This window comes from Actinomadura sp. J1-007 (genome assembly GCF_009793335.1).
In the GTDB taxonomy this organism is placed as follows: Bacteria; Actinomycetota; Actinomycetes; order Streptosporangiales; family Streptosporangiaceae; genus Spirillospora; species Spirillospora yumaensis.
Genome location: NZ_WING01000001.1, coordinates 2,125,130 through 2,147,073, shown reverse-complemented (window position 1 = coordinate 2,147,073; position 21,944 = coordinate 2,125,130). Strand labels below are relative to the sequence as shown.

Genomic DNA, 21,944 nt, shown 5'->3' with positions numbered 1-21,944 from the left:
TCCGCCGGCGTCTTCGCTCGGCACCTGACGGCTGCGGCGTGACCACCGTCCGAAAAACATGAAACTCTTTACAAGACTTTAGGGGCGAACGGGTTCAGACTCGCGTACAGACGCGCGAGAGGAGCCCCCCATGCCCCGCCGAGTACCCGTGCCACTGCTGTTCCTGCTGATCTCGCTGGGGCTGCTGGGAGTCGGCGCGGCGCCCCTTGCCGCCACCGCGGCGCCGCCCGCGTCGTCCGCACCGTCCGCCGCCGGTGCCGACGTGGTCCGCGGATACGTGGACGCGCACACCCACCTGATGTCGTACGAGGGCTTCGGCGGCGAGATCATCTGCGGCGCGCCGTTCCACCAGGAGGGCATCGAGAAGGCGCTGCGCGACTGCCCGCACCACGAGCCCGACGGAGCGCTGGCGCTGTTCGAGAACATCACCACCAAGGGCTCGCCGTTCGGCACGCACGACCCCAAGGGCTGGCCGACCTTCAAGTACTGGCCCAACAACCGGACGGCGACGCACCAGCAGGTCTATTACAAGTGGCTCGAACGGTCCTGGCGGGCGGGCCAGCGGATCCTGGTCAACCAGCTCGTCACCAACCGGGTCCTGTGCGAGATCTACGTCCCGGCGAGGAAGTACCCGTGCGACGAGATGGATTCCATCCGCCTCCAGGCCAAGCGCACCTACGAATTGCAGGACTACATCGACAAGGAGTACGGCGGGCCGGGCAAGGGCTGGTTCCGCGTCGTCCGCGATCCGGCCGCCGCGCGGAAGGTCGTCCAGGAGGGCAAGCTCGCGGTGGTGCTCGGCATCGAGACCTCCGAGCCGCTCGGCTGCCGGGGGAGTGAGCTGTTCCCCGGCTGCACCCGCGCGCAGATCGACAAGGGCCTGGACGAGATGCGGGAGCTCGGGGTGAGCTCCATGTTCCTGTGCCACAAGTTCGACAACGCGCTGTGCGGCGTCCGCTTCGACTCCGGCATGCTCGGCGTGGCCCTCAACGGCGGCAACATCCTCAGCTCCGGCCACAACTGGCAGGCCGAGACCTGCAAGGGCCCGGTCCACGACAACACGATCCCGTCGGTCTTCCTGAAGCCGCCGCACTGCAACCTCAACGGCCTGACCGAGCTGGGCGAGTACACGGTCAAGGCCATGATGAAGCGCGGCATGCTCATCGAGCTGGACCACATGAGCGCGAAGGCCGCCGGTCAGACGCTCACGCTGCTGGAGCAGGCCGGCTATCCCGGCGTGGTCTCCGGCCACAGCTGGGCCGACGAGTCGTACACCCGGCGCATCTACAGGCTCGGCGGCATGGTCACCGCCATGGGCGACTCCGCCGACGGCTTCACCGCGCAGTGGCGGAACGACAAGGCCGCCCGCGACCCGAACCGGCTCTACGGCTACGGCTACGGCCTGGACGCCAACGGCGTCGCGACCCTTCCGAACCCCCGTCCCAACGGCGACCTGAAGTACCCGTTCACCTCGCCGTTCGACCCGTCCGTCACCATGGAACGGCTCACGACCGGGGAACGCACCTGGGACCTGAACAAGGAGGGCGTCGCCAACTACGGCCTGGTCGCCGACTGGATGGCCGACATCGCCCACCGCTCCGGAGCCGAGATCATCGGCGACCTGTCCCTGGGCGCCGAGGTCTACCTGCGGATGTGGGAACAGGCCCGCCCGCGAACCTGACCGAACGGCGAGCCTTCGTCCCTCGACGTAAGGGTGGCGGGCATCCCGTCCGTTCGCGCACCCTCGTGGGATGACGACAGTCGCGCACCCGCGCTACCGGGACGTGTTCGGGGTCGGGGAGTTCCGGGTCCTGTTCTCCCTGCACACCCTCGTGGCGGTCGGCGACGCGGTGAAGACGCTGGCGCTGGCGGTCCTGGTGTTCGACCAGACGGGCTCCTCGCTGGCCGCCGCGCTGGTCTTCGGGGCGACGATGCTCCCGTACGCGGTCGGCGGGACCCTCCTGCTGTCCCTCGCCGACCGCGTGCCCGTACGCCGCCTGCTCACCGGCTACCACGCGCTGCGCTTCGGAACGACCGCCCTGCTCGCCGCGGTGGTGCTGCCCGTCCCCGCGACGCTGCTGCTCCTGGCCCTGGTCGGCCTCTTCGCCCCGGTGGCCGGCGCGTCCGTGCAAACGCAGCTACCCGAACTGCTGCCGGGCGACTCGTACGTGCTGGGACGGTCGCTGTTCACGATGACCGCCGCCGGCGCGCAGGTGCTCGGCCAGGCCCTCGGCGGCGTCCTGCTGCTCACGCTCAGCGCGACCGGCGCCCTCTGGCTCTCCGCGGGCAGCGGCCTCCTCGGCGCGGCCATCGCCCTCTGCGGCCTCCCGGCGCGTCCGGCCCCCGGCGTACGGGCGGAAGGCGGCGCGGCCCGGCAGACCTGGCGCGTCAACCGCCGCCTGTTCGCGGACCGTTCCGTCCGCGGCCTGATGCTCGCGCAATGGCTGCCGATCGCCCTGTCCGTGGGGGCCGAGGGCGCCGTCGTCCCGTACGCGGCGTCGCTCGGCCACGCGGAAGGAGCGGGCGCGATCCTGGCGTTCGGCGCGGTGGGCCTGTTCGCGGGCAACTTCGTCGTCGGCCGGTTCGTCCCGCCCGCGAGACGCGACCGGGCGGCCCTGCCGCTCGCGATGCTCACGGGCGTCCCGCTCACGGCCTTCGCCCTGGACCCGTCGCTCCCGATCGCCTGCGCGCTGATGATGACCGCCACGTTCGGCCTGAGCTACGAGCTGATGCCCCAGCGCAGGCTGGTCGAGACCGTTCCCGAGACGATCAGGGGCCAGGCCCTCGGCCTCGCCAACACGGGCCTCATGTCCGGCCAGGCCGTCGGGATCATGGCCGCGGGCGTCCTCGGCGAGTGGATGCCGCCCGGCACCGCCATGGCGGTCTGCGGCGCCGCCGCCGCCCTGACCGCCCTCGCTCTCGCCCGCCACCTCCGCGGACCGGTCACTGCCCCGCCGCGAGCTTGAGCAGCACGACCCCCGCGATGATCGCCGCGAACGACGCGACCTTCGCCGGCGTGATCCGCTCCTTGTAGACCAGCGCGCCGAGGGTGACCGTGCCGACCGAGCCGATGCCGGTCCAGACCGTGTAGCCGACCCCGACGTCGAGGGTCCGCAGCGCCAGGCCGAGCGTGAAGATCCCTCCCGCCGCCGCGAGCAGCGTCAGGACGGACGGCCAGAGGCGCGTGAAGCCGCGCGTGGCGTTGGTGCCGAGAGCGAACGCGATCTCGAAGACGATCGCGATGGCCAGGAAGATCCAGTGCATTCCGTGCCTCCGGGGAGTGGTGGTCTCAGGCGGCCGGCGCGGGCCGGTCAGCCGGGCGGTCGGAGAGCTTGAGGCCGAGCACGCCACCGATGATCAGCACGAACGCGAGCGCCCGCCCGGCGGACATCGGCTCGTCGAAGATCAGCGAGCCGAGCGTCACGGTGCCGACCGAGCCGATGCCGGTCCAGACGGTGTAGCCGACGCCGACGTCCAGAGACCGCAGCGCCAGGCTCAGGAAGAAGATCCCGCCCCGGCCGCCGCCGCGGTGAGCAGCGAGGGCCCGAGCAGGGTGAACCCGTGGGTCGCGTTGGTGGCCAGCGCGAAGACCACCTCGAACACCGAGGCGACGAGCAGGTAGATCCAGGCCATGGGGACGACTCCCGATAGATGTATGTACGTACAAGTAAATCGAGCAGAAGCATGCATGTACAAGTAAGCTGTTGTCAACATCCGGCCGGAGGGGAGCGGCGATGCCGTCGACCACCACATCCGACGCGCGCCTGTGGAGCGGCGTCCTCGCGCTGCACGCGCATGTCGAGAGCAGGCTGGGAGCCGCGCTGCAACGGCGGCACGGCCTCGGCCTCTCGGAGTACCGCGCGCTCGGCTTCCTCGCGGACGCCCCGGACGGCGAGCTGCGCATGCAGGACCTCGCCACCGCCCTCGGGCTCAACCAGAGTTCGGTGACCCGCCTGGTCGGCCGCCTCAACGCGGCGGACCTCACGCACCGCGACCTGTGCCCGGACGACAAGCGCGGCGTCTACACCGTCATCCGGGACGAGGGCCGCACCCGCCACGCCGAGGCCCGCGTCACGTACGAGCGGACCCTCGCCGCCGCGTTCGACGAGGCCGCCGCCGATTCCGACCTCGCCGCGATCCTGGAAGGGCTGCGCCGGGCGTCCCGCTGAACGGCCGCGGCGCGCCGGCCGAGACCGGTGCGCCGCGGCGATCCGTTCAGGCGGAGAAGACGGGGATGATCAGCGCGCGGGCGAGGGTGTGGGCGGTGACGTTGAAGCCGACCACCGCCGGGGGAGTGTCGGAGTCCAGGCCGAGCGACTCGACGTCCAGCGCGTGCACCGCGAACACGTACCGGTGCGGGACCCCGGGCGGCGGGGCCGCGCCGCCGTACGCCTTGATCCCGAAGTCCGACCGCGCGTGCACGCCGACCTTGGAGTCCGTGGACCCGGCGCCCGTCGGCAACTCGTTCACGTCCGCCGGGATGTCGAACAGCGACCAGTGCCAGAACCCGCTGCCCGTCGGCGCGTCCGGGTCGAAGCACGTCACCGCGAAGCTCCGCGTCTCCGCCGGGAACCCCGACCACCGCAGATGCGGCGACTTGTTGCCTCCGCTGAAGCCCCAGTCGTTGAAGACGTGCGCCTCGCCGAGCGTCTGCCCGTCGGCCACGTCGTCGCTCTCCACGGTGAACGACGGGACCTCGGGCAGGAACTCGTACGGAAGCGGTGCCTGGCGGGCCATGACGACCTCCTCATAGGAACGGACTGCTGACGATCCCATACCTATCAGCCGCGTTCCCGGGTGTGGTCGTCGTCCACGGGCACGGGCTCGATCTCCGCGAACACCACCTTCCCGCCCCCGTCCAGCGGCCGATGCCCCCACCTGGGAACGAGCAGCTGGAGCAGGAACAGCCCGCGCCCGTCCTCGCTCACGAAGTCGGGCTCCCGGACGACCGGCGGAGCGTCCGACCCGTCCCACGCCTCGATGACGACCCGCCCGCCCGTCCGCCGATGGACGCGGATGGTCACCGGATCGCCCGGCTGCGACCCGTGCTCGATCGCGTTCGTGGCCAGCTCGCTGACCACCGTCCGCGCGACGTGGTCCTCAAGCCCCCACGCCCCGAACGCGAGGGCGACGAAATCCCGCGCCTGCTTGATCGACCTCGGATCGGCCTTCACGACGAGCGTCGCGGGCGCGTCCATAGGCGATCACCTCCATTCCTGTGACTTACCGCACAGGATTGGTCGCGACGCGTAATGGCACCAGCAAAGCCGCCGAACACACCTCGTTCGGTGGCGAACGGTTGCAGAGAGGTGGCCCCCATGGCCTCGCGAAAGCCGACCCCCCAGACGATCACGTTCGGCGCGGAAGTCGCCCGCCTCCGCGAGGAAGCCGGACTGTCCCGCATCGAACTCGCCAAGCGCGCCAACGTCAGCCGCAGCTACATCGGCCAGGTCGAAACCGGCACCACCCGCTGCCGCGACGACTTCGCCATACGCCTCGACCAGGCCCTCGGCACCGGGACCCAACTGATCGACGCGTGGACCGACCTCCTCCGCTCCGCGGCCTATCCCCCCTGGTTCGCCGACTACCCCCGCGCCGAGAACACCGCCGCGTTCCTCCGCGCCTACGAGATGAAGGCTATCTACGGCCTCTTCCAGACGGAGGCGTACATGCGCGCTCTGCTGCCGACGGAGGACGATGTTGCTCGGCGGCTTCCGCGTCAGAAAGTGCTCAAACGCGAGAACCCGCCTACGGTCAGCGTCGTTCTCGCCGAAGCCGTTCTGTGGTCGTGCGTGGGCGACGCCGAGGTGATGCGCGAGCAGTGTGAACACCTGCTCGAAGTCTCCACATGGGAACACGTCACACTGCAGATCGCGCCGACCGCCTACTACCGAGGGCTGGGCGGTTCCTTCAACCTGGCAACGCAGCCGAACGGCGACGAATTGCTGTACATGAAGACGACGATCGGGGGTGTTACGACAAACGATCGTGTGGATATCTTGAGTGTCGTCAGTGCGTTCTCAGCTCTGCAGGCTCGTGCCCTGAGTGTTGAGGATTCGCGTGAGTTCCTGCGGAAGGCGGTCGCCCGGTGGAGCAGTTGATCACGTGGCGCAAGTCGCGGCGAAGCGAGGAGCAGGGCGACGCTTGCGTGGAGGTGGCGGACCTCGGCCCTTGGCAGAAGTCGCGGCGGAGTGATGAGCACGGGGACGCCTGCATTGAGGTCGCTGCCAGGGCGGGGGCCGTTGGGGTGCGTGATTCCAAAGACCCTGAGGGACCGAAGCTCGTTCTCTCCCGCGCCGACTACAAGGCTCTGGTGAACGCCCTGAAGGAGTGATCGAGCATGACGCTGACCTGGCGGAAGTCGAGCCACAGCGACAATCTCGGGGGTAACTGCGTAGAGGTCGCTGACCTCGGCCCGTGGCGGAAGTCGCGGCGGAGCGATGACCAGGGTGGTGCCTGCATTGAGGTCGGGGCTCTGCCAGGGATGGTCGGGATGCGTGACTCCAAGGATCCGGACGGGCCCAAGGTCGTTCTGTCCCGCGGCGACTTCGCGGCCTTGGTGAACGTCCTCAAGGGGTGAGCGGGGCGGGCTTGCGGAGCGTTGCCACGTAGGCGGCGGTGGCGTGTCCGGCGGCCAGGAGAGGTTCGCGGGAGCGTTGGCCTCGGGCCAGGATGAACGCGCCCTCCAGCGCTGACAGCAGGGCGTACGTGGCGGCGCGGGCGTCGTCGGGTGACAGGCCGCGCCCCGTCAGGTAGCGGGTGCCCTCCTCGACCCAGGATGCGAAGACCTCGGCGGCCACCTCGCGGAGCGCGGGTTCGGCGTCGGCGATCTCGCCGGTGACCGTGCCGACGGGGCACATGTTGGCCCAGCCGGTGTTCTCCAGGTCCTCGGCGGCCTGGGCGAACGCGGCCTCGACGCCCTCGGCCAGGTCGTCGTACGGGTCGAGGAGCAGCGGCAGGAGCTGGATGTACGCGGCGCCGGTGGAACGCAGCGCCGCCGTCGCGATCTCGCGCTTGCCGCCCTTGAAGTGGTGGTAGATCGAGCCGGTCGGAGCGCCGGCGGCCTCGGTGAGCTGCTTGACGCCCGTCGCGGCGTACCCCTGGACGCGCAGCAGCTCCGCCATCGCCTGGACGATCCGCTCATCCGTCTTCATCCGGCGATGATAGAACAGTTACTCTAGAACGACCGTTCTAGAGGAGGCGACCGTGCGCACCATCGACATACCGGCCGGGACCATCGAGTACGAGGAGACGGGTTCGGGGCCGCCGGTCGTGCTGCTGCACGGGCTGCTCATGGACCACACCGTGTGGGACAGGGCGCTGCCGCTGCTGCCGGAGGGGTTCCGGTACGTGCGTCCGGTGCTGCCGCTCGGCGCGCACCGGCGGGCGATGAAACCGGGCACGGACCTGAGCTTGCGGGGGCAGGTCAGGATCGTCGCCGACCTCCTCGACGCACTGGAACTGGACGACGTGACGCTCGTGCACAGCGACTGGGGCGGCGCGATCTTCCTTACCGCGTACGGGCTGGACGAACGGGTCGCGCGCCAGGTGTTCCTGCCCTGCGAGGCGTTCGACAATTTCCCGCCCGGCCTCCCCGGGAAAATGGTCGGGATCGCGGCGCGGATGCCGGGCGGCCTCCAACTCGCCTGCCGCCAACTCCGGATCGGTTGGCTCCGGCGCACGCCGCTGCTGTTCGGGCAGATGGCGAAACGGCCGATCCCAGACGAGCTCGTACGGGGTTGGACGGAGCCCGTTCTCCAGAACGCGGGCGTACGGCGGGACCTGATCGCCTACGCGCGCAGCCCGTTCCACAAGCCGACGCTCATCCGCGACACCGAGGCACTGAGCCGCTTCGAGGGCGACGCACTCGTCCTGTGGTCCCCCGCCAACCGCATGATGCCCCCCGACCACGGCCCCCGGCTGGCGGCCTTGCTCCCAAACGCCCGCTACGCAGAAATACCCGACGCCTACGTCCTCTCAATGCTCGACGCCCCAAAAGCCGTAGCACGCGAGCTACACCACTTCCTCACCAACACAGCAGACGTTCCCAAGTCCTGACGGCCCCCATGGTGGAGCCGAGGGCGAAGCGTTCCCGGAAGGATTTGGAAGCCGTTCAGGAGCCAGACTGAGACTCTTGGCCGTACTGCCTGTGGGGGAGGTCTCACGGAGGCGCAGTGAGTGTCCCGCGGAGTTCGTTCCGGATATTGCGGGACAAGGCGAAAAAAAGCCATGCCTCCGGGCGAGGCTTCACGGCGTGGCGACGGGCCGCGCTGGTGCGGTGAAGGGAGCGCGGTCGATGGGCAGGCACGAGGCGCCGAAGGAGAAGCCGCAGCCGATCAAGCTGCCCAAGCCGACGACGGACGGGGATCGTCCGACCAAGAAGGGCGGGAAGTGAGGCCGGTAGCGCACTACATCGAGGAGCTGGCCGACCGGCTCGCCGCGTCCGGTCACCTGAGCGACCCGGCGTGGCGGGCGGCGCTGCATGCCGTACCCCGGCACCTGTTCGCTCCGCCGGTGGCGTGGGTCGATGGCGGGGACGGGCCGGACCGGCTCCTCGACCGGGCCGCCGATGAGGCCGCCTGGCTGGCGGCGGTCTACTCCGATGCCTCGATCGTCACCCAGCTCGACGACGGCGCGACCGCGCTGGAGGCGGGAGGGGAGAACTACACGTCGTCGCTTTCGGCTCCCGGGATCGTGGTCGCCTTTCTCGAACTGCTCGGCTTGATGGACCATCACCGGGTGCTGGAAATAGGCACAGGCACCGGCTGGACCGGCGGATTGCTGGCACAACGGCTTGGGGACCAGAACGTCACGAGCGTTGAGATCGACCCCATGGTTGCCAGCATCGCGAGCGAGAACTTGAAGAAGGCCGGGCACCGTCCTCGCCTGATCGTGGCGGACGGGGCGGACGGCTGGCCGTCCGGAGCGCCCTACGACCGCGTGCACGTCACCTGCGGTGTCCGGGACGTTCCGTACGCGTGGGTGCGGCAACTGCGTCCGGGCGGCCGGATGGTGTTCCCCTGGATGCCCGGCTTCGCCTATGGTCACCGGACCTGGTTGACCGCCACGGCGGACGGCCGCGCCATCGGCCGTTTCGCCGGCAACGCCGGATACATGATGCTGCGCTCCCAAAGATTCGGGGACTACGCCCCCACCGTTGAGGAAGAGGGCGAGCAGAGCGAGACCCAAGTGGACCCGCGCGCGGTCGCGGGGACCTCCTACGGCTGCGACGTGGCCATAGCCGGAATGGTGCCCGGTGTGGCATCGGTCGAGGAAGAGGCCGGGGACGGCCGCATCCGGCTCCACCTGCGCGACCCGGACGGTTCCTGGCTATCGCCGACTTTCAGCCCGGCCGTGATGCTCACCCGGTGTCCCAGGCTGGAGCGCGGCGTTTGTGGACGGAAGTGGAAGCCGCCTATCTGCGCTGGATCTCCTGGGGCAGTCCAGGCCGTCAACGTTTCGGAATGACCGTCACGCCCGACGGCCAGCACGTCTGGCTGGACTCCCCGGACAACCTGGTCCGCCTATGAGAGGACGCCCCAGATGCGGTCACACCGATTCGAGGAGGCCGGGGGCGACCGAGTGTGCCACCACTCCGGACTCGCTCACCGCAGACAAAGCCCATTCCTTACGCCGCAATCGCACCTACCGGCGGCGGCGCGCGGTCCGGCGCATCGTCGCTGAGCGCCGCATGCAGCAACAACGTCGCCGCAACCGCGGCCGAGCAGGCGGATGGCACCCCGCTTCGACGCCGACCACTACAAGACACGCCACACCGTCGAACGTGCCATCAAGCGCCTCAAGCAATCCAGGGCCGTCGCCACCCGCTTCGACAAACGCGCCTACACCTACACCGGCACCATCACGATCGCCGTTCTGCCCATCTGGCTCCGCATCTGATCCAAGAAACAGGCTTTAGGCGCCCTGGGCGCCGCGCAGCAACGCGGACAGGCCCGCATCCAGTGAGGTGCCGCCCGTCTCGGCGGCATTGGCGCCGCAGTCGACGGTCGCTCTGACCCGAGGACGTTGCGGTGGATCGCCTCGCGTTCACGCCTTCTCGCCGCGGCGAGCTGCGTCGATGTCCAGAACAAGGGTGCTGACGCCGACCGGGTATTGGATGGCGTCCACGATGACAATTCTCAAAGAGTCGTTGACCGCGAGGGTGTTGTCTCCGTCGACCCAGCTCTGGTTTTTGGTGTTGGGAAGGAATCCGATCTCTTCGTTCTCCAGGCGCACGCGACATCCTGAGGGAAGGATCTCGATGACCACGGCATCGAATTCTTGATCGACAAGACCGGCTATGCCGGTCTGGCGCCAGAAGACCTCCATCTCCTCGGGGATGCGCTCGATGACACCGACATAATGGTCGATGTCGGTAGCGATCGCAGGATATCCTGTCACCATCTGCAGACCCTCATATTTTCTGTCATGGAGGCCTAGTTTCCATGATGGTGAAATGGAGCCGTCAGTGACGGTGAACTGCTCCATCCGGTACCACCACGGTAGCGAGGTGTCGTCGCAGATCAGCGCGAATACGCTTCCATTGAATACTGCTACGGCATGGCAGCGATATTCGCGTCCGACCGTGAGGTCAAACTGTGCAGGATCGGCGTCGCCAGGACTTGTGGGCTGCCGTGGCTGTTCGCCACGGCAGCCGGACCATTTGAGGATCACAGCCCTCCCGGACCTCTACTTGAACTTGAAGTCATCAACCTCGCCCGTTCTCGTATTTCGAACGTAGTGCACCTCCACGCCGTTCACGTTCTGCCTCATCTTAACCCAGCCCTCTTTTGCCGGCCAACGGGCGTCGGTCATCGTGATGGTTTCGATCACGCGTCCCCCAGCGGGGTTTGACATTGCCTGTTCCATCGCGAGCTGTTCCTTGAGATTCCTTGGTTCGTAGCGCCCGGTGTGGCCACGTCCGATTGAGGGATCCTTGACGTTCGGCGTCCAGGAGGGAGGGGACTTTCTGGGTATCAACAAGCGGCGAGGTAGCGGCATGGGAGGGTAGCCGGGATTAGCCGCGGCTTCCTCTGAGGCCCTCTCGAGCTTCGCTCTTTCCTCGGCCTCTTTCTTGGCCTTTTCTGCTTCGTAACCTTCGTACTCTCCACTGGCGCATGCACCACAGTCGGGGTATGTGCCGGTGAGGTCGAGGCTGTTGATCGGGTCGGCGTTGGCGTAGTCGTAGTTGTTGGCGGAGCCGCCGGCGATGGGGTCGGTTTGCAGGAATCGGCCGAGGATGGGGAGGTAGGTGCGGGCGCCCATTTCGAGGGCTTGGTGGCTGGCGAGGTGTTCGACGGGGACGGTGTGCTGTCCGAGCCAGCCGAAGTCCATGCCGCCTTCGGCGGTGGCGGGGATGGGGATGTCGCCGAGGGCGCCGGTGTCGGGGTCGATGTTCTGTCCGAACGGGTCGTACAGATGGATCTTGCCGGTCCTGGTCCCGGTGCCGTCGGCGGTGAACAGGATGTGGCCCTGGACGGTGGGGTAGGACCAGTTGGCCGTCTTCGCGGTGTCGTAGGTCTTGGTGAGGACGACCCCGCCGGGCAGTTTCAGCACCCGCTGCCGCAGGCCCCCAGAGGCGTCGAGGACGAAGTCGGGGCCGCCGGCGTCGGAGGTGAAGCCGTAGCGGGTGACTTGGTCGGGTTTGCCGTTCTCCTGGATGGTGCGGGCGGTGATGCGGTCGGTGACATCGCGGGTGTAACGGACCGTGCGCCCGGCCGCGGTGGTGGTGATGTGCCGGCGGGTGGTGTCGTACCCCAGGGTGTCGGTGCCGACTTTGGTGGCGTTGCCGTAGGTGTCGTAGCCGAAGGTCAGGGTGGTGGCGCCGCTGGTGGAGATCAGCCGGTCGGCGCCGTCGTAGCAGTAGGTGGTCGTGACCGGTGGGGCGCCGTCCCGGCTGTCGGTGGAGGTGGTGCGGTTGGTGTTGGCTCCGGCCTTCCTGTTGGGTCCGCAGCCGCCGTCCGCGGCGTAGCCGTAGGTGAGTTTGTGGTGCGGGACGGTGGCGGCGGTCAGGCGGCCTGCGCCGTCGTAGGTGTAGGCGTGGTCGTAGGCGGTGCCGGCGTCGGTGACGGTGTCGTCGGTGATGCGCTGGTCACGGGAGCGGGTGACGGTGTCGGTGACCGTGGAGTCCTTGGTCTTCCACTTCAGGCCGGTGACCGAGGCGGCATCGTTGTAGGTGATCCCAAGATCTGTGCCGTTGCCGTAGCCGACGGTCTTGAGCATCCCGGCGTTGTAGGCGGGGGTGGCGACGGTGGTGCCGTCCAGGTCGAGGCGGGTCAGGCGGGAGGCGTCCGTCCACTGGTAGGTCAGGGTGGAGGAGACGCCCTTGACCGTGCTGGTCTGCCTGGTGGCGCGGCCCGCGGTGTCGTACTGGGTGGTGGTGACCGTCCCGCCGGCGTCGGTGTAGGAGGTGACCTGGCCGAGCAGGTCGATCGTGGTGGTGGTCGAGCCGCTGCCATCGCTGATCTTGGTGGTGAGCGGGTCACCGGCCACGGCATGGTCGTAGGTGATGGTCCGCGCGGGCTGGCCACCGATGGCCGGGTACGTCCGCTTGATGACCCGGCCGCGGGCGTCGTAGGTGGTACATGACCATGGTTCGGTGTTGATCCGGGTGGCGACCACCCGGCCGGACGCGTCGTACACCTGTTCGGCGCGGTTGGCCGACCCGTCGGCGTTCTCGGCGGCGGTGATCGTTTTGGCCATGCCGCCCTGGCTCACCTCCGGCGAGTCGTCAACGCAGGGGTTGGCACGGGTTTCGTTGCCTGCGTAGTAGGTGGAGGCGCCGCGTTTGGCGGGATCGGAGATGTCACCTCCGGGCAGGGCGTTGGCCAGTAGGCGCAGGTATCCGGTGCCGGGCCTTTCGAAGGCGGTGCGTCGGGTCAGATTGAGCCCGCCGGGGTCGCTGGTCGTGGAGACCGGCAATCCGAACACCGGGTCGATCCCGTTGGCCGGGTCGGAGTAGTCGGTGGCCGTCTTCGTCGATGGCGCGCGTCCGCCACCGCTGTCGAGGACCGTGCTGGTCTGGTGTCCGTAGCGGGGTGCCAGGTACTTGCCGGGGACGGTCACCGCGGAGTCGGCGCCGGGGGGCGCCCAGGTGAAGTTCAGTGCGCCGGTGGTACCGCTGCGGTTGTAGTAGTCAATGCGGATCCGGTGCCGGCCGCCGGCCTTCTTGCTGATGTAGGTGCCGGCGACCTTGGAGGAGGCCTTGTCGCTCCAACTGTCGACGCGCAGGACGTCGTCGATCCACAGCCGCACCCCGTCCACGGCGGTGAACCCGACCCCGTACTCGCCCTCCTCGGGAAACTCGATCTCGCCGGTGAACCGGGCCGACCAGCCGCCGCTGTTGGGCACCGGCGGCGTGGCACCCCACGTGGCGGCCATCGAGCCGTCGGCGGTGCCGACACCGGTCTGCCACACCGCGGGCACCCCCGACAGGTACGGGTTGTCATACACCGCGGCCTGCAACCCGGCGATGCCCTCGTCATAGCGGCTACGGCCGTGCGGGACCTCGTCGGCGCACTGCGAGGTCGGGGTGGGGCCGTCGAAGCAGGACGTGGGCGCGGGCCCGTAGGCGTCGGTCCGCCGATCGGCGTGGTCGTAGACATGGGTGGCGCGGTGACCCCGCGCGTCGATGGTCGCAGTAGGCCGGTCCTTGGCGTTCCACTCGGTCGCGGCGGTGACCCCATCGGCGTCGGTCGCCTTCAACGTGCGGCCGGCGTCGTCGTAGGTGACGGTGCGGGAACGGCCGTTCAGGCCGCTGACCGCGACCGCGGCGGCCTTGCCGGCGAGGTCGTAGGAGTAGGAGTGTCCGCCGGGGAATCCGATGCCGGGTCTGCCGTCGGGCCAGGGCAGGGAGACCTGGACCGCGCGCAGCAGCGTTTGGCGGGCTTCGGGTTCGTAGCCGGCCTGGTAGCGGATCGTGGTGCGCTCGGCGGTGACCGGGGTGTTCTGCCGGACGACCCAGTCGTAGGCCAGTGGGTCGCGGACCATGGTGAGGGGTCCGACGCCCTCTTTGAGTGCCTCCTTGTCCTCAGGTTTGGTTTCGGGCTTGTCGTGCTCCTTCTTGTTGGCGGCGCGGTCGAGGTAGTCGTAGTCGGAGATGGACGCGCCGGGGTTCTCGATCCGGGCCAGGGTGCCGAACAGGTACCACAGCCGTGTTTCCGAGCCGTCCCAGTAGCGGATGCGGCACAGCATGTCGGCCGGTGCGGGGTCGGCGCCCTGCGGTTTGGCCGTCCCGCCGTAGCAGCCGTCGCTGTTATCGGTGTTGTAGTACAGGGTGTGCGAGCGGTCCGACACCGGGTCGGTGATCTTCGTCAGCCGGGGGACCGCGCCGCTGTAGTGGTACTGCAACGCGGCCGGTTTCTTACCGTCCAGCGTGGAGGCGACCTGCGCGAGTGTTCCGTCGGTGTTGAACGTCGACACCGTGGTGCCTTCGGTGACGGTGATCCGGCCGCCGGTGTCGAAGGCCAGGACTCCGTCCTCGTCCGGCGGGGGCTTGTAGCCGCCGCCAGAGGTTTTGACCCAGGTGCGTTTGCGGCCCGAGCGGTCGGTGAGCACGACTGAGGCGTCCAGCATCTCGGCCTTGGTGTAGCCGCTGCCGGCCACCCCGAGCGTCCACCCCGAGGGCAGCGGCGGCGGGTCCTGGGCGTACAGCCATTGGGTGGGGACGGGTTGGGGCATCCAGTTGTGGAAGCGGCGGCCGGCCCAGTCCGCGCCGGTGCTCTTGAACCACAGCACCATCTGCGGCTTGGCGTCTGAGTGGTGGTACAGCTCGACCTTGATCGCCACCCGCTGGCCCGCGGCGAGCGTGGTGTCGCGGTCGGTCTTGGGACCGGCGGTCTGGAAGTCCATCCCGATGCCGCCGGGGTTGGGGTTGTCGTAGACGACCCTTCCGTTCACCCAGATCTTCGCGCCGTCGGCGTGCGTTCCGGCGAACTGGTAGTCGCCGGCGACGGGGGCTTTGAAGTGGCCCTCCCAGCGGATGACGAAGTTCTTCTTGTCCAGCGCGGGCGGGAACGGATCGAACCAGGGATTGTCGGGCAGCGAGTCGCGGATGGTGTTGAGATTGACCGACGGTTCGCGCCGCACCAGCACCGGCGCATCGTCGGGGGTCCCGTTGTGCCGCGAGTCGTTGAAATAGGACGCGCGTACCCCGTGCCCTTCACCGCCTTGGCGGGAGTTGAAGCCGAACGTCACCCCCGCCGGGCCGCCGATCGTCTGGAACGCCGGACCGGCGTTCTTGTATTGGGCGTTGCCGTTGAACAAGTTGACCGTCACCGGCCCGGAGGCGTCGGCCGGCGCCGGGCCAGGGTCCCCGACCCGCTGATTGACGGTGAAATGCCCCACCCATGTGGGTGAGGTGACCGGCTTGTCCTTGCCCAGCGTCGTGGCGACCGCCCACGTGTACTGGCCGCCGTCGCTCAGCACGTTCCGGGGCACCGTCCACTCCGGCGTGGACACGCAGCCCGAATCGGCGACGCTGCCAGACCGGCCGTCGAACCCGGTCGAGACCTTGAAGCAGTACAGCACGCCCTGGCCGACGTCCCGGACCTTCAGTGTCGGTGTCTCGGTCGAGACCACGGCCTCGTCGACCGGGCTGACCAGACTGGTCTCGGGCGCCGCGTCCCCCGCCCGCAGCTGCTTGCCGGTCGCGGGCTTGCGCGCCAGCGGCGCGAAGTCGGCCTTGGGCTGCTTGGGCTGCTTGGGCATCGACCGCTTCGGACCACTGACCGCCTTGGCGGCCGAGGCCATCAGCGGCAGATCCCGCCGCGGAATCCTCGGCCCCGGCTCCGCCGCCTGCACCGGCCCCGGCAACGGCACCGCCTGCGCCAGCGAAACCACCAGCACCGCCGTCATCGCCGCTGCGGTAGCGCGCCTTGGCGCCCCTACCCGGCCAGCGGCGTACTTCGGTCCCCTCCGGCTCCAACGACGCTCACCGTCGCCCTGCCGCACCCGGCCACCACGCCACACGTCCATGAGCACCCCAAGGTGATAAGTGAAGACTCCGATGTGTCACACGGAACTCTTTGCGAACCGAACAGGGCCGCTCATTCGCCTACAAGCGCTGCAAGGGCACCTCGACGCCTGGGCCGGCGCCGGGCTCATCGCCCCGGTCAGCGGCGCGGCCGTCCGCGCGTACCGGGCGCGGCCTCGGCGAGCCGTGGGCGATCTGGTCGGGTGTCAGCACGGGTTGCCCCTCTCAACTACTTTGACCTTTCAAGGTACGCGGTTACCTAGAGATGTCAAGGTAGTGTGGACGGGTGCGCCGACGCCGCGGTCGACCACCACTTCGGGTACCTGCGATCAGCTCCTGACCGCACTGCTTCGCCACGGTGGGACATCGCCCAGTGCCGGGAATGAGCCTTGAGTTGCGCGCCTCGCTAGGTCTTGACGGCGCCCATGGTGAAGCCGGTGACGAAGCGGTCCAGGAAGAGGTTGAAGAGGAAGGCGATCGGGACGGCGGTGATGACCGTGGCGGCCTGGAGTGACTGCCAGAAGAAGACGTCGCCGCGTACGAGTTGTGTCGGGACGCCGGTGCTGACGACCATTTTCGGGCTTGCCGACACGAACGCCAGGGCGTAGACGAACTCGCTCGCCGTGAGGGTGAAGCTGAACACGACGACGGCGACGATGCCCGGGAAGACCAGCGGCAGGACGGCCCTCGCGAACGCGCCGAGGCGGCTGTAGCCGTCCACCATGGCCTGTTCCTCGACGTCCTTGGGGACGGCCTTCAGGAAGCCGATCAGGAGCCAGACCGAGACCGGGACCGTGATCGTCGGGTACACGACCACCATCGACCACAGGGTGTCCTCCAGGCCGAGCGCGACGACCACGCGGGTCAGGGACAGGAACAGCAGCGACGGCGGCACCAGGTAGACCAGGAAGATCGCGATGCCCATCGGCGTGCCCCACGGGCGGTTGAGGCGCGCCAGGGAGTACGCGGCGGGGATCGCGAGGGCGAGCGTGACGGCGACCACGAGCGCGCCGACCAGGAGCGTGTTCCACACGAACGTGTTGAACGGGGTGTCCTCGAACAGGAACGTCACGTGGTCGGGTGTCGCGGGCTCGTTGAAGGCGAACGGGTTGCTCTCCGGGTTGTAGAGGTCGCGGTTCTGCTTGAACGCGCTCACCAGGCTCCACAGGAACGGCAGCGCGCACACCACCGCGGCGAGCAGGGCCGCCGAGTAGACGCCCGCGCGCGCCGCGACGTGGCGGCGGGCGTAGCGGCGGCGGAGCCTCGCGGTGTCGTTCACTGCGCCTCCAGGCGGCGTACGGCGCGGAGGATCGCGACCGCGCCGGCGAGCAGGATCGGGAACAGGAACAGCGCGATCGCCGCCCCCTGGCCGACGTCCCCGCCCTCGATGCCGCGGAAGTACGCCCACGACGCCAGGGTGTCGGTCGCGTGGGTCGGGCCGCCCCGCGTCAGCACGTACGACACGGTCATGTCGGTGAACGTCATGATCGCGCCGAAGAGGGCGGCGACGGCGATCACCGGGAGGGTCAGCGGGATCGTCACCTCGAACATGCGGCGCCAGAAGCCCGCGCCGTCGATCCGCGCGGCCTCGTCGATGTCGCGGGGGATCGCGACCAGCCCCGCCATCACGATCACCGCGGCGAGCGGGGTCAGCCGCCACGCCTGGACGGCGATCACCGAGCCCATCGCGGTGCCGGGACGGCCCAGCCAGACCACGTTCCCGTCGATCAGGTTCAGCTGCCGCAGCACCCAGTCGACGGGGGAGTAGATCGAGTCCAGGAACCACAGCCACGAGATCGTGGACAGCGCGACCGGTGTCGTCCACGGGAGCAGCACGAGGAACCGCACGAACCACTTGCCGTGGAACTCCGCCACCAGGATGTTGGCCAGGATCTTCCCGAACACCACGATCAGGACCATCGACGCGAGCGTGAAGACCAGCGTGTTCGACAGCGCCCGCCAGAACACCCCGTCGTCGAACACCGCGGTGAAGTTGCGGAACCCCGCCCAGTCGTACGACGGGTCGCCCGTGGTCACGTCGGAGAACGCGAACGCGATGGCCAGCACGAACGGCACGCCGACGAGCGCGACGATGTAGACGACGGACGGCAGCAGCATCGCCCACGCGAGAAAGCCCTCGCGGTCGGACAGCGCGGCCTTCCGGCCGGACGGCGCGGCCTCGCGCGGGGCATCCGCCTTCTCCGGCGCGGCCATCAGTCGCCGATCCGCACGGCCGGGGCGCGGCGGCCCTCGGCGGCGTCGAAGAAGCGCATCCGCGCCGAGGCGACCGCGAACTCGTGCGTCTCCCCGGTGGCGATCGGGGTCGCGACCGTCGCGGGCAGGCGCGCGATCACCCGCGTCTCCTCGCCCACGCCGGTGACCGTCCCGTACACGTGCCGGTCCCCGGACAGGTACTCCAGCCGCTCCACGCGCAGCGGCATCGTCACCCGCGCGTCGTACGGGCCGATCTCCGACGGCAGCAGGTGCTCGGGACGGAACCCGACCAGCCGGTCGCCGCGCGGCACGAGGTTCATCGGCGGCGACCCGATGAACGTCGCGACGAACGTGTCGGCCGGGTCGTCGTACACCTCGGCGGGCGTGCCGACCTGCCGGACCCGGCCGCGCTCCAGCACCGCGATCCGGTCGCCGAGCCCCATCGCCTCCGCCTGGTCGTGCGTGACGTAGATCGTCGTGGTGCCGACCCGCTGCTGGAACCGCTTCAGCTCGTCGCGGGCGGTCGTGCGCATCTTGGCGTCGAGGTTGGACAGCGGCTCGTCCAGCAGGAACACCGCGGGCTCGCGGACGAGCGCGCGGGCGAGCGCGACCCGCTGCCGCTCCCCGCCGGAGAGCTGGCGCGGCTTGCGGGCGAGCAGCGGCTCGATGTCGAGCAGCTCCGCCGCCCACCGCGCCTTGCGCTCCCGTTCCGGCCGCGCCGTCTTCTCCGCCCGCAACGGGAACACGATGTTGTCGAACACCGTCTTGTGCGGATACAGCGCGTACGACTGGAACACCATCGCCACCTGCCGCACCCGCGGCGGCAGCCCGTTGACGACGTGCCCGCCGATGAGCACCTCGCCGGACGTGGGCTGCTCCAGGCCCGCGATCGTCCGCAGCAGCGTCGTCTTCCCGCACCCGGACGGCCCGAGCAGCACCAGGTACTCCCCGGGCTCCGCCGCCAGGTCCACGCCGTCCAGCGCCCGCACGTCGTCCCCGCGCGCCCCCCGCCGAGCCCGCCGCACATGCCCGTCGAACGTCTTGACGAGCTCCCGCACCTCGACAGTGTTCATGGCCTCGCTCCGCTCGGCGGCTCGCCGCCCTTTCGGCGCGGCGGCTTCCCTCGTCGCTCTGGTCGCAGGCTCCCGGCGCTCCTCAGTCCAGCCGCCGCGCGGCGGCAAGCGGTGTTCATGCCCTCGCTCAGCCCCCTACCAGGCCGCGGGCGCGCCAGTTCTTGAAGATGGCGTTGATCTGGCGTTCGGCGTCGGCGACGGCCTGCTGGGGGGACGTCTGGCCGCGGGCGGCGCGGCCGAACATCGTCGGCAGCACGTTGGTGTTGAAGATCTCGCCGATCGCCGGGTTGGACGGGCCCGGGTAGCCGATGTTCGCGCTCCACGACGTGGCCGTCTTGAGCAGCGACAGCTTGTTCGCGGGTTTCGCGCCGTACGGGTCGTGGTCGAGCCAGCCGCTCAGCTGGGGGACGAGCGACGGCCAGCCCGGCAGGTCGTATAGCTCGGAGTTGTACGTGACGGCCGGGAAGTTGGCCGTGTAGTGCAGGAGGAACTCCTTGGCCGCGTCGGCGTTCTTCGCGTGCTTCGGGACGATCCACTGCTGGATCACGTGCTGCGCCGCGAGCGCCGCCTTCGGGCCGCGCAGCGCCGGCGTGAAGAAGATGTCGTCGCCGATCTTGGGGTTGGTGGCCATGGCGGTGCGCCAGGCGGAGATCGAGTTGACGATGTACGACGACTTGCCGGCGATGAGCGCCTGGTTGTTGGACGCCGGGACCCAGGAGAACACCTCGCTGGTCTCGGCGCCCTTCCACAGCCGCGCCATGTACTCGACGGCCGCGACCGCGGCGTCGGAGTTGATGACGACCCGTTCGTTCTGGTCCTGCTCGGACGCGCCGAACGACCACAGCAGCGCGCGGGCCGCCATGTTGGAGTCGGTCTCGGGCGACAGCCCGATCCCGCACGGCACCCCGGTGCTCCTCTTGATCTCGGACGCCCCGCGCAGCAGCTCGTCCCAGCTCGACGGCCCGTTCGGCAGCCCGACCTTCTGCCACATCGACTTCCGGTAGTCGCCGGGGTCGGGCGACCAGCCGGGGCAGTACGCGTAGAACCGCTTGGTGTTGGGGTTGTACGACGACTTGCGGCACAGTTCGAGCTGCTGCCCCCACCGCCGCGTCGCCTCCTGGACGAGGTCGGTCATGTCCAGCACGGACGGCTCGTACTGCGAGAACGGCGCGATGTGCTGGATGACGTCGTGGCCCTGCTTCGCCTGGATCTCCGACGCGGCCCGGCGCGGCACGTCCACGGTGTTGATGTGGTCCACCCGGACGGTGACGCCGACCTTCTTCCCCCAGTCGGCCGCGAACCTGTCGAACCACTTGTCGTGCCTCGGCACGAAGTGGCTCCACATCAGGATGCTGAGCGATCCGCCGAGCTTGCGCGCGGGCGCCGTGAAGACCTCCTTCGGCGCGTTCCCCGGGCTGTCGGCCTGCGGCCCGCTGCTCTCCGACGCGCACCCCGTCAGCCCGTACGCGCCGACCGCGCCCGCCGCGAGCGCCGTGGTGGACAGGAATCCGCGCCTGCTCAACGGATCGGCCATGGGAGCTCCCTCGCCGCTGTGGGTCTCCCTACGAAGTTAGATCGGGGAAGCCGCCTCATCCAGGCCCAGGAAGCTCGCGATACGCCAACCGCCCGCCGGGTCGAGCCCCACCTCGGTGGTGAGGGGGCCGCTAGACGACCGTGAGCACGATCTTGCCCTGGATGTGCCCTCGGGCGGCGCGTTCGTGCGCGGCTCGGGCATCCGCGAGCGCGAACGTGCTGTCGATCGCGACGCGGACCGTGCCCGCGTCGAGCAGGCGGGCCAGTTCGCCGAGCTGCGCGCCGTTCGAGCGGACCTGGGTGCCCGTGACCGTGACGCCCAGCCTCGCGGTCTCCTCTTCGTCGAACTCGCCGAAGAACACGGGGAACTGGGAGCCGCCGCGCTTGAGCGTGCGCAGGAGGCGCCTGCTTCCCGGGCCACCGACGGCATCGAGAACGACATCGACGTCGTGGACGAGCTCCTCGGGACGGCTCCTGGTGTAGTCGATGAACTCGTCGGCGCCGAGCTTTCTCAGGAACGATTCGTGCGCGCCCGATGCCACCGCGATCACATGGGCGCCCTTCCACTTCGCGAGCTGTAGCGCGAAGTGCCCCACGCCGCCCGCGGCGCCGTTGATGAGCACCGTCGTGTCGGCGCCGAGCGGGACCGGGCGATGCCGCGCCGCCTGGAAGGGCGAGGGGTGGTCGTGTCCGAGCTCGATCAGGAACTGCCACGCGGTGAGCCCGGCCATGGGCGCCCCGGCGGCGTGCACATGGTCGATGCCGGCCGGCTTGAGCGCGAGGTCCGACGCGCGCGCGGCCACGTACTCGGCGTAGGCGCTGCCGTCGAAGCTGGGGAAGCGAAGGAGGCCGAAGACCTCGTCGCCGACGGAGAAGCCGTCCACATCCGCGGCGACGGCCTCGACGACGCCCGACAGGTCCGTCCCCGGAATCACGGGCAAGTCGAACTTCGGCCTCGTCTCCGGAGGCAGGTTGGACATCCCGTCGCGCAGGTACCAGTCCGGAGGGTTGACGCCGACCGCGTGCACGCGGACGAGCACCTCTCCCGGCCCCGGCTCGGGAAACGGCACCTCCTCGTAACGCAGAACGTCGGGGCCGCCGTGCTCATGGAGCCGGACCGCCCTCATCGTGTGTGTCGGCATCGTTCTCTC

20 protein-coding genes and 1 pseudogene are annotated in these 21,944 nt (G+C 69.3%); 9 read left to right on the top strand and 12 right to left on the bottom strand.

The window, feature by feature from the left end; genetic code table 11:
• Positions 1–130 precede the first annotated feature (130 nt).
• Together GEV43_RS09720 and GEV43_RS09715 are read left to right on the top strand one after the other, a co-directional pair.
• Complete coding sequence (locus GEV43_RS09720) at positions 131–1,681, top strand: membrane dipeptidase (protein WP_160820400.1); 1,551 nt, start codon at positions 131–133, stop codon at positions 1,679–1,681.
• 70 nt (positions 1,682–1,751) lie between these two features.
• Entirely contained in the window at positions 1,752–2,966 is a 1,215-nt protein-coding gene (locus tag GEV43_RS09715) for an MFS transporter (protein ID WP_160820399.1), read from the top strand.
• On the opposite strand, the gene GEV43_RS09710 is transcribed toward GEV43_RS09715, so the two are convergent.
• Both GEV43_RS09710 and GEV43_RS55930 read right to left on the bottom strand, forming a co-directional pair.
• The gene (locus tag GEV43_RS09710; protein WP_160820398.1) at positions 2,944–3,264 is read right to left on the bottom strand and encodes a multidrug efflux SMR transporter; all 321 of its coding nucleotides are present in this window, start codon (positions 3,262–3,264) and stop codon (positions 2,944–2,946) included. The two genes, GEV43_RS09715 and GEV43_RS09710, sit on opposite strands and share 23 nt — an antisense overlap.
• A 25-nt stretch (positions 3,265–3,289) precedes the next feature.
• Positions 3,290–3,633, bottom strand: a pseudogene (locus GEV43_RS55930) (DMT family transporter).
• A 101-nt stretch (positions 3,634–3,734) separates the two neighbouring features.
• Here GEV43_RS55930 and GEV43_RS09700 point away from each other — a divergent pair.
• Positions 3,735–4,169, top strand: coding sequence for a MarR family winged helix-turn-helix transcriptional regulator (locus GEV43_RS09700; protein ID WP_160820397.1), 435 nt, complete (start codon positions 3,735–3,737; stop codon positions 4,167–4,169).
• Positions 4,170–4,215: 46 nt separating this feature from the next.
• Here GEV43_RS09700 and GEV43_RS09695 read toward each other — a convergent pair whose 3' ends face one another.
• A complete protein-coding gene (locus tag GEV43_RS09695; RefSeq protein ID WP_160820396.1) occupies positions 4,216–4,737 on the bottom strand; it encodes a YbhB/YbcL family Raf kinase inhibitor-like protein in 522 nt (173 codons plus the stop codon).
• A gap of 44 nt (positions 4,738–4,781) precedes the next feature.
• Positions 4,782–5,198, bottom strand: coding sequence for an ATP-binding protein (locus GEV43_RS09690; RefSeq protein WP_160820395.1), 417 nt, complete (start codon positions 5,196–5,198; stop codon positions 4,782–4,784).
• Positions 5,199–5,318: 120 nt separating this feature from the next.
• Here GEV43_RS09690 and GEV43_RS09685 point away from each other — a divergent pair, with 120 nt between their 5' ends.
• The 3 genes from GEV43_RS09685 to GEV43_RS09675 are packed head-to-tail and all read left to right on the top strand — an operon-like array spanning position 5,319 to position 6,580.
• Positions 5,319–6,101 carry a helix-turn-helix transcriptional regulator gene (locus GEV43_RS09685; RefSeq protein ID WP_160820394.1) on the top strand — a complete coding sequence of 261 codons (783 nt, stop codon included), beginning with the start codon at positions 5,319–5,321 and terminating at the stop codon, positions 6,099–6,101.
• Positions 6,089–6,334: a DUF397 domain-containing protein gene (locus GEV43_RS09680; RefSeq protein WP_160820393.1), complete on the top strand. Its 246-nt coding sequence runs from the start codon at positions 6,089–6,091 to the stop codon at positions 6,332–6,334. Before GEV43_RS09685 ends, GEV43_RS09680 begins: the two co-directional genes overlap by 13 nt.
• A 6-nt stretch (positions 6,335–6,340) precedes the next feature.
• On the top strand, positions 6,341–6,580 hold the full coding sequence (locus GEV43_RS09675; RefSeq protein WP_160820392.1) for a DUF397 domain-containing protein: 240 nt from the start codon (positions 6,341–6,343) through the stop codon (positions 6,578–6,580).
• Here the strand turns inward: GEV43_RS09675 and GEV43_RS09670 are convergent.
• Positions 6,570–7,154, bottom strand: coding sequence for a TetR/AcrR family transcriptional regulator (locus GEV43_RS09670; protein ID WP_160820391.1), 585 nt, complete (start codon positions 7,152–7,154; stop codon positions 6,570–6,572). The two genes, GEV43_RS09675 and GEV43_RS09670, sit on opposite strands and share 11 nt — an antisense overlap.
• A gap of 52 nt (positions 7,155–7,206) precedes the next feature.
• Between GEV43_RS09670 and GEV43_RS09665 the strand changes: the two genes are divergently transcribed.
• The 3 genes from GEV43_RS09665 (at position 7,207) to GEV43_RS09655 (ending at position 9,900) form a co-directional block, all read left to right on the top strand.
• The gene (locus GEV43_RS09665) at positions 7,207–8,058 is read left to right on the top strand and encodes an alpha/beta fold hydrolase (RefSeq protein ID WP_160820390.1); all 852 of its coding nucleotides are present in this window, start codon (positions 7,207–7,209) and stop codon (positions 8,056–8,058) included.
• Positions 8,059–8,391: 333 nt separating this feature from the next.
• A complete protein-coding gene (locus tag GEV43_RS49835; RefSeq protein WP_309239549.1) occupies positions 8,392–9,468 on the top strand; it encodes a methyltransferase domain-containing protein in 1,077 nt (358 codons plus the stop codon).
• A 264-nt stretch (positions 9,469–9,732) separates the two neighbouring features.
• On the top strand, positions 9,733–9,900 hold the full coding sequence (locus GEV43_RS09655; protein WP_160820389.1) for a transposase: 168 nt from the start codon (positions 9,733–9,735) through the stop codon (positions 9,898–9,900).
• A 147-nt stretch (positions 9,901–10,047) separates the two neighbouring features.
• Here the strand turns inward: GEV43_RS09655 and GEV43_RS09650 are convergent, their stop codons facing one another.
• From GEV43_RS09650 to GEV43_RS09620, 7 genes are all read right to left on the bottom strand, one after another.
• Positions 10,048–10,674 (bottom strand): hypothetical protein, encoded by a 627-nt coding sequence (locus tag GEV43_RS09650; RefSeq protein ID WP_160820388.1) that lies wholly within the window; start codon positions 10,672–10,674, stop codon positions 10,048–10,050.
• 15 nt (positions 10,675–10,689) lie between these two features.
• Positions 10,690–15,855: a PA14 domain-containing protein gene (locus tag GEV43_RS53715; RefSeq protein WP_160820387.1), complete on the bottom strand. Its 5,166-nt coding sequence runs from the start codon at positions 15,853–15,855 to the stop codon at positions 10,690–10,692.
• 524 nt (positions 15,856–16,379) lie between these two features.
• Positions 16,380–17,252, bottom strand: a complete 873-nt coding sequence (locus GEV43_RS49820) for a carbohydrate ABC transporter permease (RefSeq protein WP_160820386.1) — start codon at positions 17,250–17,252, stop codon at positions 16,380–16,382.
• Positions 17,249–18,187 carry a carbohydrate ABC transporter permease gene (locus GEV43_RS09635; RefSeq protein ID WP_206681108.1) on the bottom strand — a complete coding sequence of 313 codons (939 nt, stop codon included), beginning with the start codon at positions 18,185–18,187 and terminating at the stop codon, positions 17,249–17,251. The genes GEV43_RS49820 and GEV43_RS09635 overlap by 4 nt, the downstream gene beginning before the upstream one ends.
• Positions 18,187–19,260: an ABC transporter ATP-binding protein gene (locus GEV43_RS09630; protein WP_160820385.1), complete on the bottom strand. Its 1,074-nt coding sequence runs from the start codon at positions 19,258–19,260 to the stop codon at positions 18,187–18,189. The genes GEV43_RS09635 and GEV43_RS09630 overlap by 1 nt, the downstream gene beginning before the upstream one ends.
• Before the next feature lie 127 nt (positions 19,261–19,387).
• On the bottom strand, positions 19,388–20,794 hold the full coding sequence (locus GEV43_RS09625) for an ABC transporter substrate-binding protein (RefSeq protein WP_160820384.1): 1,407 nt from the start codon (positions 20,792–20,794) through the stop codon (positions 19,388–19,390).
• 130 nt (positions 20,795–20,924) lie between these two features.
• The gene (locus tag GEV43_RS09620) at positions 20,925–21,935 is read right to left on the bottom strand and encodes an NADP-dependent oxidoreductase (RefSeq protein WP_175250012.1); all 1,011 of its coding nucleotides are present in this window, start codon (positions 21,933–21,935) and stop codon (positions 20,925–20,927) included.
• Positions 21,936–21,944 lie beyond the last annotated feature (9 nt).